This window comes from Pantoea phytostimulans (assembly GCF_046118715.1).
In the GTDB taxonomy this organism is placed as follows: domain Bacteria; phylum Pseudomonadota; class Gammaproteobacteria; order Enterobacterales; family Enterobacteriaceae; genus Pantoea; species Pantoea phytostimulans.
In genome coordinates this window covers 2,580,197-2,594,454 of the sequence record NZ_CP173698.1, presented here as the reverse complement: position 1 = coordinate 2,594,454, position 14,258 = coordinate 2,580,197, and the positions used below count along the sequence as shown (strand labels likewise).

Genomic DNA, 14,258 nt, shown 5'->3' with positions numbered 1-14,258 from the left:
TGATGGCGTGATCGCCACCGCAAAAAAGTTTCTGTACCAGGCATAACTGCGCATCACTCCCATAATTAGGGAGTGAAATCCGTGAGGAGCCGTTATGACCTGGACAACCCACACCGTATTCAATCAGCCGCAACCTCTTAGCAACAGTAATCTCTTTCTGTCCGATACGCCGTTATGTGAAGCGCTACTGCGTGAAGGCGGTGAATGGGATCGCGATTGGCTCGCCTCGGTTGGTATGCAGCTTGGCAGCGCCGAATCACTGGAGCTGGGCCGTTTAGCCAACGCTGAGCCACCCGAACTGCTGCGTTACGATGCGCGTGGCGCGCGTCTTGATGAAGTGCGCTTCCATCCAGCCTGGCATTTACTGATGCAGGGCGTTTGCGCCAGCCGTCTGCATAATCTTACCTGGCAGCCCAATGTGCTTGAACGCGCCAGCGTGGCGCGTGCGGCGCGCTTTATTCTCCATGCGCAAGTGGAAGCCGGCACGCTTTGTCCGGTGACCATGACGCACGCTGCCATTCCTTTGCTACAACGGACGCTTCCCGCCGCGTTTGAAGGTTGGCTCGATCCCCTGTTGAACGATCGTTACGACACGCATGCACAACCTGGCGAACAGAAGCGTGGGTTGTTGATTGGCATGGGCATGACGGAAAAACAGGGCGGCAGCGACGTCATGACCAATACCACTCGCGCAGAGCCTTTGGAGCAGCGCGGGCCTGGCGAAGCCTATCGTATCGTCGGCCACAAATGGTTCTTTTCCGTGCCTCAAAGCGATGCGCATCTGATTCTGGCGCAAACCCAGCAAGGGTTAAGCTGTTTTTTTCTGCCGCGTCTGCTTCCTGACGGCGAGCGCAACGCGATCGTTATTGAACGACTCAAAGACAAACTCGGTAATCGCTCGAATGCCAGCGCAGAAGTTGAGTTTAAAGATGCCATTGGCTGGCTATTGGGCGAAGAAGGCGAAGGCGTGCGGATGATCCTGAAAATGGGCAGCATGACGCGTTTCGATTGTGCTCTTGGCAGCCACGGTCAAATGCGGCGCGCTTTTTCTGTGGCGCTCTATCATGCACATCAGCGTCAGGTGCAGGGAAAAAATTTGGTGGACCAGCCTTTGATGCGACAGATGCTGGCGACGCAAGCGCTGCAGCTAGAAGGGCAAACCGCATTTTTATTACGTCTGGCTCGCGCCTGGTCGCAGCCAGCCCAACCGCATGAAGTCAGTTTTGCTCGCTTGTTCACGCCAGCAGCGAAATATGGCATCTGCAAAGCGGGAATGCCGTTTGTCGCCGACGCGATGGAAGTATTAGGCGGCATCGGCTATTGCGAAGCGAGTGAACTGCCGCGCCTGTATCGTGACATGCCGGTTAACAGCATTTGGGAAGGATCCGGGAATGTGATGTGCCTGGATGTGCTGCGGGTGCTCACCCGGCAATCTGGCATCATCGACATGTTGAATCAGGAATTTGATGCGGTAAAAGGCAGTAATCGCCATTTTGATGCGCGCTGGCGTCAACTCAAGCTGCGGCTGCATAAAGCGCAGGAAGTGCAGGCGCATGAATTCACGCATCAGCTGCTACAACTGGCAACGGCGGCGCAACTGCTGAAATATGCTGAGCCGCCGATTGCTGATGCATGGTGTCGCCAATGGCTCGATTTGCGCGGATCGCGTCCGTTAGAAAACGCGCTTACCGATCGTTTATTACTGCGCGCGAGCGGCAGTTGAAGCGCCGTATAACGTTGCCGTGGCGTACCATAAGCCTGGCATTACCGTTTCATCAACCATCACAATCTGATAGTAAATCGCACCCGCTTGATTTGCTCGCGCATCGATTTCACGCTCAGCGTCATCTGGCGAACCGCGCACGCTAACGCTAATCGTGCCCAGCTTCGGCAAGCCGTGAGTTTGCGATCGTGAAATTTCTTGTGCATGGCTGGTCGGCGCAGGCGGCGCTTCCGGCGTATCTTTAAAAACTGAACAGCCGCTGAGCAGTAAGGCAAAAAACAACAGGAAAGCGTAACGCATGGCAAATCCTCCTGAGGGACGATGTATTAAGTGTATGTCACACCGTCCCGCAGGCAATTACGATTTGAGGTTAAAAACGCTGACCAACTGCGTCAGATGATGCCCTTTCTGACTCAGGTTCTGTGCAGTGGTTTCTGCCTGCGCCACTAAATCGCTGTTCTGATGCGTCGCCTGGCTGATCTGATTCATGGCCAGATTCACCTGACCAATGCCCGCTGCCTGCTGCTGCGCGGCAACGTTGATTTCACCCATCAATGCCTGAACCTGCTCAATGTGCGTCACAATGTTAGTCATCGCTTCGCGTGTTTGCTCAGACAAGGTATGGCCTTCAGCAACGTTACTGATGGAAGTCGCAATCAGGCCATCAATTTCTTTGGCGGCCTGTGCCGAACGCTGCGCCAGCGCACGCACCTCAGCCGCGACAACAGCAAAGCCGCGGCCATGCTCACCGGCACGCGCGGCTTCAACAGCGGCATTGAGCGCCAGAATATTGGTCTGGAAAGCGATCGATTCAATCACGTGAGTAATGTCGGCAATGCTTTGTGACGAAACTTTAATCGCCGACATAGTGTTGACCGAGCGCACCACTGTTTTGCTGCCGTGATTCACCATGCTGGTGGCTTCCGATACCAGCGACATCGCCTGGCGTAAACTGTCCGCCGTGTGTTCCACCGTCGCGCCAAACTGTTCCATGCTGGCCGAGGTTTCTTCAACGCTGCTGGCCTGACGGCTTATCTGGGCGCTGATATCCTGGCTACTGGCGGCGATAGTGTCAGTACCATCGCTGATCTCTTGCGCCGCGCCGCGCACCTGCGCCACAATTTTTTCTAAACCGTCACCAATGCCGTTAATGGCCGTGATCAACTGACCCACTTCATCACGTCGCGACGTATCAAGATGAACCTGCAGATTGCCCGCAGCGTATTGCTCTGCAAGATGGATAACCTGTTGTAATGGGCGAGTAATGGCGCGTCGGCTGTACCAGGCAAAACCAAGCGCGAAGATCACCACCAGAACCAGACCGGTGATCATAAACAGATTGCGGCTATGGGTGATAGGAGCCAGCAGGCTGGCGCGGTTGACTTCACCCACAATCACCCAATTCCAACCAGGCAACTGCTGCCAGGCAAGCATCTTATTCTCGCCCGCAATTTCTGCTTCACGGATACCTTGTGGTTGAGTGACCAGCTGCTGCAGAAGCGCTTTATCCCAAGCGGGCTGCTGGCCTTCACGCTGCTTATCAAACAGGTATTGGCCCTGCAATTTGCCTGACGTGCCATTTAGCACGTAAAAGTGGCCGCTTTCGCCGAGTCGACGCGCCAGTATTTTTTCACGCATTAAGGCGTATTCTTTATCAATCTGTACGCCGACAAACAGAATGGCAACGACCGTACCGCTGCTATCTTTCACCGGCTGATACTGCGTGATATAGCGATGACCAAACAGCGTGGCGAGACCGCGATAAACCTCACTCTGATTCACACTTTTCCACGCGGCGCTGGTGCGATCCAGCTGAGTACCGATTGCGCGACTGCCATCTTCCTTTTTCAGTGAGGTCGAAATACGCACGAAGTCATCGCCATCACGCACAAAGATGGTGGAAACCGCAGCAGTGCGCTCGGTGAAATCATCCACTGCCGTTTGATCAAGGTTAAGCGTCTTCAGTCCGGCTCTCAGCGTCGGGGTCGAGAAGTTACCCACCTGAATACGAGCACTGTCGTCGCGGCTAAAATTTTTAGGCAGGAAACTGGCGAAAAGTTGGGTGTAGCTGCTGACCTCTTCGGTCAGTGTGGCGTTAAACATCGTCGCCATTTCGCTGATGCCTTGTACCTGGTTATGCATATCGTCCATTGCCAGACTTTCCAGCTGACGAGATGCGTTATGACTTTGCGTGAGAGTCAGGACAAATAACAGCAGCGCTACACTAAGAGACGTCAGTACAGACAGCTTTATTCCAAGGCTCAGGCTGCTGAGAGAGAGACGCTTCATAAATTACCTTTGATTATGATAGGAGGGTACAAGATCAACGGCAGGTAAGAAGAAAAGTTTAGGACGCATTGATCTAGATCAAGGGTGGGCTGATTAATATTTTTATTGGCAGAATGTACACGTCAAAGCAGGTTTTGCCCCTTACTCAGGAGAGCACATGATTGAACTCACCACGGAAACATTGGCCGGTATTGAATGCCTACACGCAGCACCCGCAGGGCAGCGCCACGCCAGGCTGCCGACCGTGCTGTTTTACCACGGCTTTACGTCGTCTAAAGAGGTCTATGCCTATTTCGCCGTAGCGCTGGCTCAGGCTGGTTTTCGTGCGGTAATGCCAGATGCGGATATGCATGGGGCGCGCTACCACGGTGATGCCGAGTCTCGAATGAGCCACTTCTGGGACATCCTGAAACAGAACATTGATGAAGTCCCTCAACTGGAAGCCGCGCTGCGCGAGAATGACTTGATTAGTCATGATCGCTTTGCGGTCGCAGGGGCATCGATGGGAGGAATGACAGCATTAGGTGCAATGGCGCGTTATCCGCAGATTCACAGCGTCGCCTGTATGATGGGGTCGGGCTATTTTATGCAGCTCAGCAATACGCTGTTCCCGCCGCTGGTGGCGCGCACGACAGAACAAAAGGCGCAGTTTGCCGAACGCATGGCTCCGCTAGCGGGTTACGATCCTTGCGGACAGTTGGATAAGCTGGCTAATCGGCCGTTGCTGTTGTGGCATGGTGAAGCTGATGAAGTGGTGCCTTTTGCTGAAACCACAAGGCTTGACACGGCCCTGCGCGAACAAGGCCTGGACGCTAATTTGACCTCGCTGTCCGAAAAACATATCGGCCACAAAATCACGCCCTCAGGCCTGACCGCGCTAGTGAGTTTCTTTAAACACCGGCTGTAAATGAAATTGGGCTGGTAGCACGCTGCCAGCCCGTTACGTTACAGGGCATTAGTACGAATTCGATAACCGCTCCGCTGCGCTGATGGTGACGTTGGCATTGCTATTGCCTGGCGTATCCAATCGATTAACGTAAACATAGCCTGAAGCCGCTTTGCTACTGTTACTTCTCATCTGCTGCGCACAGTCAGCACTGCTGGCAAGGGCGGGTGGAGACAGGAAGAGACCCAGTAAGGTGGCGATGACGAACGTTTTCATGCTCGACTCCTCACTACAGGGAAAACACTCTGGCAGGACGCCGACAAAAAGGCCGCGACGTCTGAATAAAGTTTAGTGGCTGGTCATTATGTCGCCAGTCGGCCTTTTGATGCTCTTCTTCAGCTAATTTGAACAATTCTTATACAACCCGTTGTATTAGCAGAGATAGCACAAAAGGTATCGGTATTTGGCACGCTCTGTACGATTTGTTGAAATGTGCTCTTGAGTTTAGTGGGGGACATCAGTATGATTACGCGTCAATTTTTCAGCCGCATTCTCAGGCTGTGACCCATGAAAATTGGGGCACGGTCTATAACGTTCCTTGCTTCCACGGGCCGCGGTTGACCCAGACAGGAGGCTGAATAATCCGTAAGGAGCAATTTCGATGCGTCATTACGAAATCGTATTTATGGTCCATCCTGACCAGAGCGAACAGGTTCCAGGCATGATCGAGCGTTACACTGGTGCTATCACTGGTGCAGAAGGCACGATCCACCGTTTGGAAGACTGGGGCCGCCGTCAGCTGGCTTACCCGATCAACAAACTGCACAAAGCACATTACGTTCTGCTGAACGTAGAAGCTCCGCAGGAAGTGATCGACGAGCTGGAAACGAACTTCCGCTTCAACGACGCCGTTATCCGTAGCATGGTTATGCGCGTTAAAAACGCGGTAACTGAAGCATCACCGATGGTTAAAGCGAAAGATGAGCGTCGTGATCGTCGCGAAGATTTTGCTAACGAATCCGCTGATGACTCAGATGCTGGGGATTCTGAAGAGTAATCCATCGTGACGGCTAATCGACTGCGTTTGTCTGGCACCGTGTGCAAGACACCGGTTCGAAAAATAAGTCCGTCAGGAATCCCGCATTGTCAGTTTGTGCTTGAGCACAACTCAGTGCAGGAGGAAGCCGGGTTTCACCGGCAAGCCTGGTGTCGGATGCCGGTGATTATCAGCGGCAGCACCCATCAGGTGATTACTCAACATATAACGGTCGGCACGCAACTCATTCTCGAAGGTTTCATTAGCTGCCATCAGGCGCGAAATGGCCAGAGTAAAATGGTGTTACATGCCGAGCAGATTGAATTGATAGATTCTGGAGACTAGCCAAATGGCACGTTATTTCCGTCGTCGCAAGTTCTGCCGTTTCACCGCGGAAGGCGTTCAAGAGATCGATTATAAAGATATCGCAACGCTGAAAAACTACATCACTGAAAGCGGCAAGATTGTCCCAAGCCGTATCACTGGTACTCGCGCTAAATACCAGCGTCAGCTGGCTCGTGCTATCAAGCGCGCGCGTTACCTGTCCCTGCTGCCGTACACTGATCGTCATCAGTAATCGGCAACTGTCCATTAACGACTTTAAGAGGATAAGGTAATGCAAGTTATTCTGCTTGATAAAGTAGCAAACCTGGGTAACCTGGGTGATCAGGTTAACGTTAAAGCGGGCTACGCTCGTAACTTCCTGGTTCCTAAGGGCAAAGCTGTCCCTGCTACCAAGAAAAACGTTGAATTCTTCGAAGCACGCCGCGCAGAACTGGAAGCGAAACAAGCTGACGTTCTGTCTGCAGCGACTGCACGCGCTGAGAAAATCAACGCACTGGACACCGTTACCATCGCGTCTAAAGCAGGCGACGAAGGTAAACTGTTCGGTTCCATCGGTACCCGCGACGTTGCAGATGCAGTAACTGCAGCTGGCGTTGAAGTGTCTAAGAGCGAAGTTCGTTTACCGAACGGCGTTCTGCGCACCACCGGTGAGCACGAAGTGGACTTCCAGGTTCACAGCGATGTATTCGCGAAACTGATCGTGAAAGTAGTGGCTGCGTAATTTATTACCCAGCAACGCAAAACGCCGGCCTTGTGCCGGCGTTTTTGTTTATTGCGCGCGAAGAAAGCTGCCATCTGGCTGACGCGTAAACAGCACCGGGCCATTTGCACTCTCAACCGTCAATCCTGTCACTGCGCCTTGCGCATCTTGTCTTATCTTCACTTGTTGTCCACTTTGTAAAGCGCTCAGCGGCTGATCGTTGCCCTCGACACGCGCCATGGCAAAGACATCATTCACCGGCAAATTATTATCGCGAAACAGCTGCGCCAGCGTCTGGCCTGATGCCACGGTATAGCTGCGCCACGCACCTTGTGAATCACTTTTCGGTGGAGTTTGCTGCTGTGAAGGTGCTGCCTTGTTTTCGTAGATATCCGCCTGCATCGGCGTCTCTTGCTCAGAGGATGAGGTCACAGGACGTTCCACCGGATATTTTGGCGTACTGCTCGGCCAGAGAAACGCCAGCAGCATTAGCAGCAGGGCAATAACAATGCCACGGCGATGCGGGGCAGGTAGTGGGTCCATCCAGCGAATCGTGTCTGTCAGGTGCCAAATACGATGCAGCCAGTTAGGTAAGCGGGATGACGCGTCTGAAGCCATTCGTGGTTCCTCCTCTCCGGCGGATTGCTGTGGCTTGCGTTGATGCAGCCAGGTTTGCAGCCGGGATAAAATACGCGGTGCGTGCGTCCTGCGGCGTCGTGGGGCGATCTGGCCCATGTTCTCTCTCTTCATTATGTGCCACAGACAAGAGAAGCCTTGTCTGTTGTGATATACCTTTCATCTTTTCAACTTGCATATGCAGTGGATCGAATACCCAGGCTGCTTGCTCCCGGATATTCTCTGCTTGCTGCTTTCCTGCAATTCGAACGTTCTGAGATACAGTATGGGCAATGTGGACGCGAAGTGCCCGCCAGCATTGATAAATTTGACCTGCGTATTGTTTCTCTTTCATCGCGAAAAGTCATCCGCGATGCAGGGCATTTTACGCCAGCGGCCTGCGCTGCTATGCTGCCCGCTCGAATTTTTTACCAGAGTGAAAGGAACGAAGATGACAACCCCTTCTTTCGACAGCGTCGAAGCACAAGCAAGTTATGGTATTGGTTTACAGGTTGGCCAGCAGTTGCTGGAATCTGGTCTGCAAGGGTTGCAACCAGAAGCACTGCTCGCGGGCCTGCGCGACGCGCTGGAAGGGAATTCACCGGCGGTCCCGGTAGATGTGGTACATCGCGCGCTGCGTGAAGTGCATGAGCGTGCGGAAGGCGTACGTCGTGAGCGTACAGAAGCAATGGCAGCACAAGGTCAGACGTTCCTGGCTGACTACGCACAGCGTGAAGGCGTGAGCAGCACCGAATCAGGTCTGCAGTTCAGCGTAATCACTCAAGGTGAAGGCCCAATCCCATCTCGTCAGGATCGCGTACGCGTTCACTACACCGGTAAACTGATTGACGGCACCGTGTTTGACAGCTCAGTCGCACGTGGCGAGCCAGCGGAATTCCCGGTTAGCGGCGTGATTGCAGGCTGGATTGAAGCATTGACCCTGATGCCGGTCGGCTCAAAATGGGAACTGGTTATTCCTCACAACCTCGCTTACGGCGAGCGCGGTGCGGGCGCATCCATCCCACCTTTCAGCACGTTAGTGTTTGAAGTCGAGCTGCTCGAAATCCTGTAATACCCAAGGGCGGCAATCATGCCGCCCTCTCTGTTTTACTTCTTCTGCTGCTGCAAATTCACCTGCCAAATCGCAAAGCCAATCTCATCACTGCCTTTCTGCTGCATCGGATATTGCGCATGCTGTTTGATAAAGCCGTTGGCTTTTTCTCCCGGCGCAGTCTCAAAACGGATATCGACGGACGCAGTGGAAGCAATCGGTGCCAAATGCCAATTGTTATCGGCCTGTGGCTTAACCTCTCCATGCTTCTTGGTCTCTGCGCTGATATAAGCCGCCACCACTGAACGGTTCTCATCCGGTGAAGCAAAAGCGATGTACTTATCGCCGGTTCCGGCAAATTTGCCACCATACGCACGGTAATTGTTGGTCGCTACAAGGAAAGTCGCCTTCGGATCAACCGGTTTGCCATGCCAGCTAAGCTGCTTGATACGCGAAGCCTCAGGGTGAATCATCTGGCACTCCGCGTCATATCGCGCAGGTTGCGTCACATCAATCTGATATTCCACGCCATCGATCACATCAAAATTGTAGGTGCGGAAATCCCAGTTGATCAGTGATTGTGGCTTGCTGCTGGCGGGATCAATTTGATTGAACTGGCCAGCTGAGCACTCCAGCCACTCTTTTACCTGCGCGCCGCTGACCTTCATCACCACTAACGTGTTGGGATAAAGATACAAATCCGCGGCATTGCGGAAGGTTAGCGCTCCTTTTTCAACTTCAACATAGCTTGCCGGATCGTTTTTACGTCCACCCGCTTTAAACGGTGCAGCAGCAGAAAGCACCGGCAGACGTTCTAAGTCAGGATCGCCCTGAATAAAATGTTCTACATAGGCGCGCTGTGCATTGTTAACGATCTGCACGGTGGGATCGTCCTGCACCAACGACAAATAGCTGTACATCACATCTGCTGATTTACCGATCGGCTTGGCAACAAACTCTCGTGTAGCACGGTGCGCATCCGCCAGCACGCTAACCAGCGCCGGATCTTCAGCCACCAGCGATTTTTTCTGCGCGATGTCGTAAATGGGACGCGCCTGCGCTTTACCGCTGCTCACCTGCCAACGCCCATCGTCATTGTTCAGCACCAGATCGACCACACCAAGATGATCGCCCCACATGCCCGGCATCACCGCAGGAATGCCGTTCAGGGTTCCGTTAGCGATATCGGCGCCTTTAATGTTGGCGAAATCTTTGTCTGGGAATACGGCATGTGCGTGCCCAAACAGAATGGCGTCTATGCCTTCGACCTGGCTGAGATAGTAAACCGAGTTTTCCGCCATGGCATGATAAGGCTCGCTACTCAGGCCAGAATGCGGAATGGCAATAATCACTTCCGCGCCTTGCTTACGCATTTCAGGAATGTAACGACGAGCCGTTTCGGTAATGTCGTCTACCCGCACTTTGCCTTGAAGATTCGCTTTATCCCACACCATGATTTGCGGCGGAACAAAGCCGATATAACCTATTTTCACTGTTTGCCGTTTTCCATCGCGATCGACGACATCAGTGGATTTGATCAGATAAGGCGTAAACAGTGGCTTGCCGCTCTTACTATCGATCACATTGGCGTTAACGTAAGGAAAGCGGGCACCAGCAAGGGCTTTTTTCAAATAGGGCAAACCGTAGTTGAACTCGTGATTACCCAGGTTACCCACGCTGTAGTCCAGCGTATTGAGCGCTTGATAAACGGGATGGATCTCGCCCGCTTTAAGCCCTTTCGCGGCCATGTAATCGCCAAGCGGGCTGCCCTGAATAATATCGCCATTATCAACCAGCACGCTGTTTTTAACTTCCTGACGTGCAGCATGAATCAGCGATGCGGTACGTACCAAGCCAAACTTCTCGGTGGGCGTATCTTTGTAGTAATCGAAGTCCATCATATTACTGTGCAAATCGGTGGTTTCCAGTACGCGCAAATCCACGGTTGCTGCCGATAATGCGCTGGAAATTCCAAGCGCCAGTAACGTTATGCCAGGCTTAAACATGTAGGCTCCTGCTCCCAAAAGATCGAAGCTCTCAAAATAATGTAAAAGCTTGATCAAGGGTCATTTTAAAACGTGATGGATGTAACGCTTTCAGGCTTTGGAAGGCGGCTCGCAGAATTCAGATTTTGCCGCCACGTGGCAAGCATAGCGATGCTGTATGAACTATGATATTGATATATCTATGAAATGCTCCGCTGCATGCCGAAAAGTCGGCGCAGATAGCGGAACTGTTGACATGTAATCGGTCTGGCGTTGAGTCATACGCGCAGCAGCCGCATAAAACGAGGTGAAAAATGTTAGAGCAAATCTGCCAACTGGCGCGTGAAGCGGGCGATGCCATCATGCACGTTTATAATGGCGCGGCACCGCTTGACGTTTCTCACAAATCCGATGACTCGCCTGTGACGGCGGCAGACATCGCCGCACACAACGTCATTATTCAGGGTTTAAAACAGCTCTCTCCTGATGTGCCGGTATTATCAGAAGAAGATCCGCAAGGTTGGGATGTTCGCCAGCATTGGCAGCATTACTGGCTGGTCGATCCGCTGGATGGCACCAAAGAGTTTATCAAACGCAACGGCGAGTTCACCGTCAACATTGCACTGATTGAGCAAGGTAAACCGGTGATGGGGGTGGTATATGCGCCCGCGCTGGGCGTGATGTATTCCGCCGCAGAAGGTAAAGCCTGGAAAGAAGAGGGCGGTCAGCATGTGCAAATTCAGGCGCAGGATGCACGTCCGCCGCTGGTGGTGGTCAGTCGCTCACATGGCGATGATGATGAGATGAAACAATACCTGAAACAGCTGGGCGAGCACCAAACAGTTGCTACCGGTTCTTCATTGAAATTCTGTTTGGTCGCAGAAGGTAAAGCTCAGCTTTACCCGCGTTTTGGGCCAACCAATATCTGGGATACCGCAGCGGGTCACGCAGTAGCGATGGCGGCGGGTGCGCATGTTCACGACTGGCAGGGTAAAACACTGGATTACGCGCCACGTGAATCTTTCCTCAATCCGGGTTTCCGTGTGTCCCTGTTCTGATAGGCAAAACGGGAGGTTTTCCTCCCGTTTATTAACACTGCTTATTCTTTTAACAACGTTTTCAGCAATATCATTACCTGCCGCAACTCTTGCTGCGTGAGCGCTCCATCTTTTACAAATCGAACCTGTCCCGTCTTATCTACGACCACAATCGCCGAACTGCTTTCTTCAAGCTGCCAGGCTTTTTGAATATTACCTTTACTATCAATAATAAACTGCGACCACGGATACTGCTGTTTGTTGCTGTGAATGCTGCTGCGCACAAACATGCCGGTGCCCGGAATTGCATCATCGGTATTGACGATGGTGGTGGTTTGATAACGATCGTGCGGAAATTTCGCGGCTTTGATCGCTTCTATCAGCGCAGCATTCTTTTCCTTTGCTGATGAACGACCGGCAATATGCTGAATCACGCGTACTTTGCCGATCAGCTGTGCACTGTTCCAACTTTTATAGCTAAACTCATTTTGATGCCAAAGCAGTTCGCCTTTGTCGTTAATGCCTACTGCGGGAACGCGCTCGCCCTGTTTGATATCGTGAGCAAGTGCGCTAACCGGCATTATCAGGGTTAAAAATATCGCCGCCCATGTTGTCCGCATAAACACATCCTTAAGTGATCAGACCAGTTAGTCATTTTATTGCAATAGTAGGCAGTGATGATGCAGCTGTCGCGGCAAAGTGTCAGGTTTGTTATCAACGCCACAATTCCTTAACGACTGAAGGTTTATACTGGGTTGTGTCACGGCAGTAACAGAGTGTTCTGTAATGGTGTGTCAACTCAGTAAATAAATTCAATTTTCGGAACACGAGTAACGCACAGTGTTCTATAGTTTATTCGCAATTTGCGCTTCAAGGGCTCGTACCGATTTTGGCAACGGCGAAGCGTGTTTATAAAAATTTAGGAGTTAGACAGAATGAAGATCTTCCAGCGCTATAATCCGCTGCAAATAGCGAAATACGTAAAAACGCTGTTCCGAGGAAGGTTGTATATCAAGGACGTTGGCGCGTTCGAGTTCGACAAGGGAAAAGTGTTGATTCCCCGCGTCAAAGACAAACAGCATCTGAGCGTAATGTCAGAAATTAACCGTCAGGTTGTTCGTCTGAAGCTTGAGTTCAACTAATCAAAAAAAATAGCAGTAAGCAGTATGCAAAAGAAAGGGCGCCAACGGCGCCCTTAATATTTTTACTCTTCAGTGGTTTTTGTGAGGTTCAAGACCGGCGGGCGTTCCTCTATCCGCGTCACTAATAGCTGATCGATGCGATAGCTATCGATATCCACCACTTCAAACTTGAAGCCAGCAAATTTCACGAAATCGGTACGTTTCGGGATTTTGCGCAGCATGAACATCATGAAGCCGCCAATGGTTTCGTAGTTACCGGACTGCGGAAAATCGTCGATATGCAGCACACGCATCACATCATCAATTGGCGTACCACCCTCAACCAGCCATGAATTCTCATCACGCGCCACAATTTGCTCTTCCATGCCTTGGCCAACCAAATCGCCCATCAGCGTGGTCATAACGTCGTTTAACGTGATGATACCGACGACTAACGCGTATTCATTCATGATCACGGCAAAATCGTCACCAGCGGTTTTGAAGCTTTCCAGCGCCTCCGAAAGCGTCAGCGTGTCTGGCACAATCAACGCCGAACGAATTTGCAGCCCGCTGTTCAGCGTCATGCTTTGGTTGCCCAACACGCGTAGCAGCAGTTCTTTGGAGTCGACGTAGCCAACGATGTGGTCAATGTCGCCGCTACAGACTAAAAACTTAGAATGTGGATGTTCCGCGATTTTGGTTTTCAGGCTGTTCTCTTCTTCATTCAAATCAAACCAGACGATATTTTCGCGTGAGGTCATTGAAGAAGGAACGGTACGTGATTCCAGTTCAAACACGTTTTCAATCAGTTCGTGTTCTTGCTTACGCAACACGCCCGCCAGTGCACCGGCTTCAACTACCGCATAAATATCATCAGAGGTGATGTCATCTTTGCGCACCATCGGTAGCTTGAAGATGCGAAAGAAGACGTTAGCCAAACCGTTAAATAAAAACACCAGCGGGCGCAGGATCATTAAACAGAAGCGCATGGGGTTGATGATACGCAAGGCAACGGCTTCCGGCGCAATCATGCCGACGCGTTTTGGCGTCAGGTCGGCGAACAAAATAAACAGGCTGGTGACAATGGTGAAGGAGCAGATAAAGCTGAGCTGCTCGGCGAGATCCGGGGCAACAAAACGGCTAAACAAACTGTTGAAAGCGGGAGAAAAAGCCGCGTCACCGACGATACCGCCGAGAATAGCCACCGCATTCAGACCAATTTGCACTACGGTGAAGAACATTCCGGGCGTTTCCTGCATCTTTAACACACGTTGTGCATTAATGTTGCCTTCATCGGCGAGCAGTTTCAGTTTGATCTTACGGGCGGCGGCCAGCGAGATTTCCGAGAGGGAGAAAAAAGCACTGATTACGATCAGCAAAAGAATGACAAGCAAGCTATCTAACATATGAGATCCAAAGGGTTATCCACTTGTCATTTTTGGCCTGGGCAGCGCGAGGTAAGATCGTACT

General features: G+C 51.9%; 17 protein-coding genes. 9 read left to right on the top strand and 8 right to left on the bottom strand.

Annotated elements, in window-relative coordinates:
* The first annotated feature begins 94 nt into the window (after positions 1-94).
* Positions 95-1,723 (top strand): isovaleryl-CoA dehydrogenase, encoded by a 1,629-nt coding sequence (locus tag ACF2G4_RS12055; RefSeq protein ID WP_409074885.1) that lies wholly within the window; start codon positions 95-97, stop codon positions 1,721-1,723.
* On the opposite strand, the gene bsmA is transcribed toward ACF2G4_RS12055, so the two are convergent.
* Both bsmA and ACF2G4_RS12045 read right to left on the bottom strand, forming a co-directional pair.
* On the bottom strand, positions 1,700-2,023 hold the full coding sequence (gene bsmA / locus ACF2G4_RS12050) for a biofilm peroxide resistance protein BsmA (protein WP_215845482.1): 324 nt from the start codon (positions 2,021-2,023) through the stop codon (positions 1,700-1,702). The two genes, ACF2G4_RS12055 and bsmA, sit on opposite strands and share 24 nt — an antisense overlap.
* 57 nt (positions 2,024-2,080) lie before the next feature.
* Positions 2,081-4,012, bottom strand: a complete 1,932-nt coding sequence (locus ACF2G4_RS12045; protein ID WP_215845483.1) for a methyl-accepting chemotaxis protein — start codon at positions 4,010-4,012, stop codon at positions 2,081-2,083.
* Positions 4,013-4,169: 157 nt separating this feature from the next.
* Here ACF2G4_RS12045 and yjfP point away from each other — a divergent pair, with 157 nt between their 5' ends.
* The gene (gene yjfP, locus ACF2G4_RS12040; RefSeq protein WP_409074884.1) at positions 4,170-4,919 is read left to right on the top strand and encodes an esterase; all 750 of its coding nucleotides are present in this window, start codon (positions 4,170-4,172) and stop codon (positions 4,917-4,919) included.
* Positions 4,920-4,967: 48 nt separating this feature from the next.
* Here yjfP and ACF2G4_RS12035 read toward each other — a convergent pair whose 3' ends face one another.
* Positions 4,968-5,174 carry a hypothetical protein gene (locus ACF2G4_RS12035; RefSeq protein WP_215845485.1) on the bottom strand — a complete coding sequence of 69 codons (207 nt, stop codon included), beginning with the start codon at positions 5,172-5,174 and terminating at the stop codon, positions 4,968-4,970.
* A 385-nt stretch (positions 5,175-5,559) separates the two neighbouring features.
* On the opposite strand from ACF2G4_RS12035, the gene rpsF reads away from it, so the two are divergent.
* Genes rpsF through rplI form a run of 4 tightly spaced genes read left to right on the top strand, consistent with a single transcriptional unit; the run spans position 5,560 to position 7,000 of the window.
* On the top strand, positions 5,560-5,955 hold the full coding sequence (gene rpsF, locus ACF2G4_RS12030; protein WP_215845486.1) for a 30S ribosomal protein S6: 396 nt from the start codon (positions 5,560-5,562) through the stop codon (positions 5,953-5,955).
* Between the two features lie 6 nt (positions 5,956-5,961).
* Positions 5,962-6,279, top strand: coding sequence for a primosomal replication protein N (gene priB / locus ACF2G4_RS12025; RefSeq protein ID WP_215845487.1), 318 nt, complete (start codon positions 5,962-5,964; stop codon positions 6,277-6,279).
* Between the two features lie 4 nt (positions 6,280-6,283).
* Positions 6,284-6,511 (top strand): 30S ribosomal protein S18, encoded by a 228-nt coding sequence (rpsR, locus tag ACF2G4_RS12020; protein WP_000135199.1) that lies wholly within the window; start codon positions 6,284-6,286, stop codon positions 6,509-6,511.
* Between the two features lie 39 nt (positions 6,512-6,550).
* Entirely contained in the window at positions 6,551-7,000 is a 450-nt protein-coding gene (gene rplI / locus ACF2G4_RS12015) for a 50S ribosomal protein L9 (RefSeq protein WP_215845488.1), read from the top strand.
* Between the two features lie 48 nt (positions 7,001-7,048).
* On the opposite strand, the gene ACF2G4_RS12010 is transcribed toward rplI, so the two are convergent.
* Both ACF2G4_RS12010 and ACF2G4_RS12005 read right to left on the bottom strand, forming a co-directional pair.
* The gene (locus ACF2G4_RS12010) at positions 7,049-7,597 is read right to left on the bottom strand and encodes a LysM-like peptidoglycan-binding domain-containing protein (RefSeq protein WP_243078847.1); all 549 of its coding nucleotides are present in this window, start codon (positions 7,595-7,597) and stop codon (positions 7,049-7,051) included.
* Positions 7,566-7,949, bottom strand: a complete 384-nt coding sequence (locus ACF2G4_RS12005) for a hypothetical protein (RefSeq protein ID WP_332625840.1) — start codon at positions 7,947-7,949, stop codon at positions 7,566-7,568. Before ACF2G4_RS12005 ends, ACF2G4_RS12010 begins: the two co-directional genes overlap by 32 nt.
* A 96-nt stretch (positions 7,950-8,045) precedes the next feature.
* On the opposite strand from ACF2G4_RS12005, the gene fklB reads away from it, so the two are divergent.
* Positions 8,046-8,666 (top strand): FKBP-type peptidyl-prolyl cis-trans isomerase, encoded by a 621-nt coding sequence (fklB, locus tag ACF2G4_RS12000; protein WP_243078849.1) that lies wholly within the window; start codon positions 8,046-8,048, stop codon positions 8,664-8,666.
* A 35-nt stretch (positions 8,667-8,701) separates the two neighbouring features.
* Here fklB and ACF2G4_RS11995 read toward each other — a convergent pair whose 3' ends face one another.
* The gene (locus tag ACF2G4_RS11995) at positions 8,702-10,651 is read right to left on the bottom strand and encodes a bifunctional 2',3'-cyclic-nucleotide 2'-phosphodiesterase/3'-nucleotidase (protein ID WP_409074883.1); all 1,950 of its coding nucleotides are present in this window, start codon (positions 10,649-10,651) and stop codon (positions 8,702-8,704) included.
* A 293-nt stretch (positions 10,652-10,944) separates the two neighbouring features.
* Between ACF2G4_RS11995 and cysQ the strand changes: the two genes are divergently transcribed.
* Positions 10,945-11,688, top strand: coding sequence for a 3'(2'),5'-bisphosphate nucleotidase CysQ (gene cysQ / locus ACF2G4_RS11990; protein ID WP_215845491.1), 744 nt, complete (start codon positions 10,945-10,947; stop codon positions 11,686-11,688).
* A gap of 41 nt (positions 11,689-11,729) precedes the next feature.
* Here the strand turns inward: cysQ and ACF2G4_RS11985 are convergent, their stop codons facing one another.
* Positions 11,730-12,287 (bottom strand): YtfJ family protein, encoded by a 558-nt coding sequence (locus ACF2G4_RS11985; RefSeq protein WP_409074882.1) that lies wholly within the window; start codon positions 12,285-12,287, stop codon positions 11,730-11,732.
* A gap of 315 nt (positions 12,288-12,602) precedes the next feature.
* Between ACF2G4_RS11985 and ACF2G4_RS11980 the strand changes: the two genes are divergently transcribed.
* Positions 12,603-12,809 (top strand): DUF1107 domain-containing protein, encoded by a 207-nt coding sequence (locus ACF2G4_RS11980; protein WP_215845493.1) that lies wholly within the window; start codon positions 12,603-12,605, stop codon positions 12,807-12,809.
* Between the two features lie 62 nt (positions 12,810-12,871).
* On the opposite strand, the gene ACF2G4_RS11975 is transcribed toward ACF2G4_RS11980, so the two are convergent.
* The gene (locus ACF2G4_RS11975; protein ID WP_243078852.1) at positions 12,872-14,194 is read right to left on the bottom strand and encodes a hemolysin family protein; all 1,323 of its coding nucleotides are present in this window, start codon (positions 14,192-14,194) and stop codon (positions 12,872-12,874) included.
* Positions 14,195-14,258: the final 64 nt, after the last annotated feature.

Bases quoted from the DNA above. Each gene is read 5' to 3' on its own strand.
- ACF2G4_RS11980 (WP_215845493.1), top strand. From the start codon at position 12,603: ATGAAGATCTTCCAGCGCTATAATCCGCTGCAAATAGCGAAATACGTA.
- ACF2G4_RS11985 (WP_409074882.1), bottom strand. From the start codon at position 12,287: ATGCGGACAACATGGGCGGCGATATTTTTAACCCTGATAATGCCGGTT.
- rpsF (WP_215845486.1), top strand. From the start codon at position 5,560: ATGCGTCATTACGAAATCGTATTTATGGTCCATCCTGACCAGAGCGAA.
- ACF2G4_RS12045 (WP_215845483.1), bottom strand. From the start codon at position 4,012: ATGAAGCGTCTCTCTCTCAGCAGCCTGAGCCTTGGAATAAAGCTGTCT.
- ACF2G4_RS12055 (WP_409074885.1), top strand. From the start codon at position 95: ATGACCTGGACAACCCACACCGTATTCAATCAGCCGCAACCTCTTAGC.
- ACF2G4_RS11975 (WP_243078852.1), bottom strand. From the start codon at position 14,194: ATGTTAGATAGCTTGCTTGTCATTCTTTTGCTGATCGTAATCAGTGCT.
- cysQ (WP_215845491.1), top strand. From the start codon at position 10,945: ATGTTAGAGCAAATCTGCCAACTGGCGCGTGAAGCGGGCGATGCCATC.
- ACF2G4_RS12035 (WP_215845485.1), bottom strand. From the start codon at position 5,174: ATGAAAACGTTCGTCATCGCCACCTTACTGGGTCTCTTCCTGTCTCCA.
- ACF2G4_RS12010 (WP_243078847.1), bottom strand. From the start codon at position 7,597: ATGGCTTCAGACGCGTCATCCCGCTTACCTAACTGGCTGCATCGTATT.
- yjfP (WP_409074884.1), top strand. From the start codon at position 4,170: ATGATTGAACTCACCACGGAAACATTGGCCGGTATTGAATGCCTACAC.
- fklB (WP_243078849.1), top strand. From the start codon at position 8,046: ATGACAACCCCTTCTTTCGACAGCGTCGAAGCACAAGCAAGTTATGGT.
- rpsR (WP_000135199.1), top strand. From the start codon at position 6,284: ATGGCACGTTATTTCCGTCGTCGCAAGTTCTGCCGTTTCACCGCGGAA.
- bsmA (WP_215845482.1), bottom strand. From the start codon at position 2,023: ATGCGTTACGCTTTCCTGTTGTTTTTTGCCTTACTGCTCAGCGGCTGT.
- rplI (WP_215845488.1), top strand. From the start codon at position 6,551: ATGCAAGTTATTCTGCTTGATAAAGTAGCAAACCTGGGTAACCTGGGT.
- ACF2G4_RS11995 (WP_409074883.1), bottom strand. From the start codon at position 10,651: ATGTTTAAGCCTGGCATAACGTTACTGGCGCTTGGAATTTCCAGCGCA.
- ACF2G4_RS12005 (WP_332625840.1), bottom strand. From the start codon at position 7,949: ATGAAAGAGAAACAATACGCAGGTCAAATTTATCAATGCTGGCGGGCA.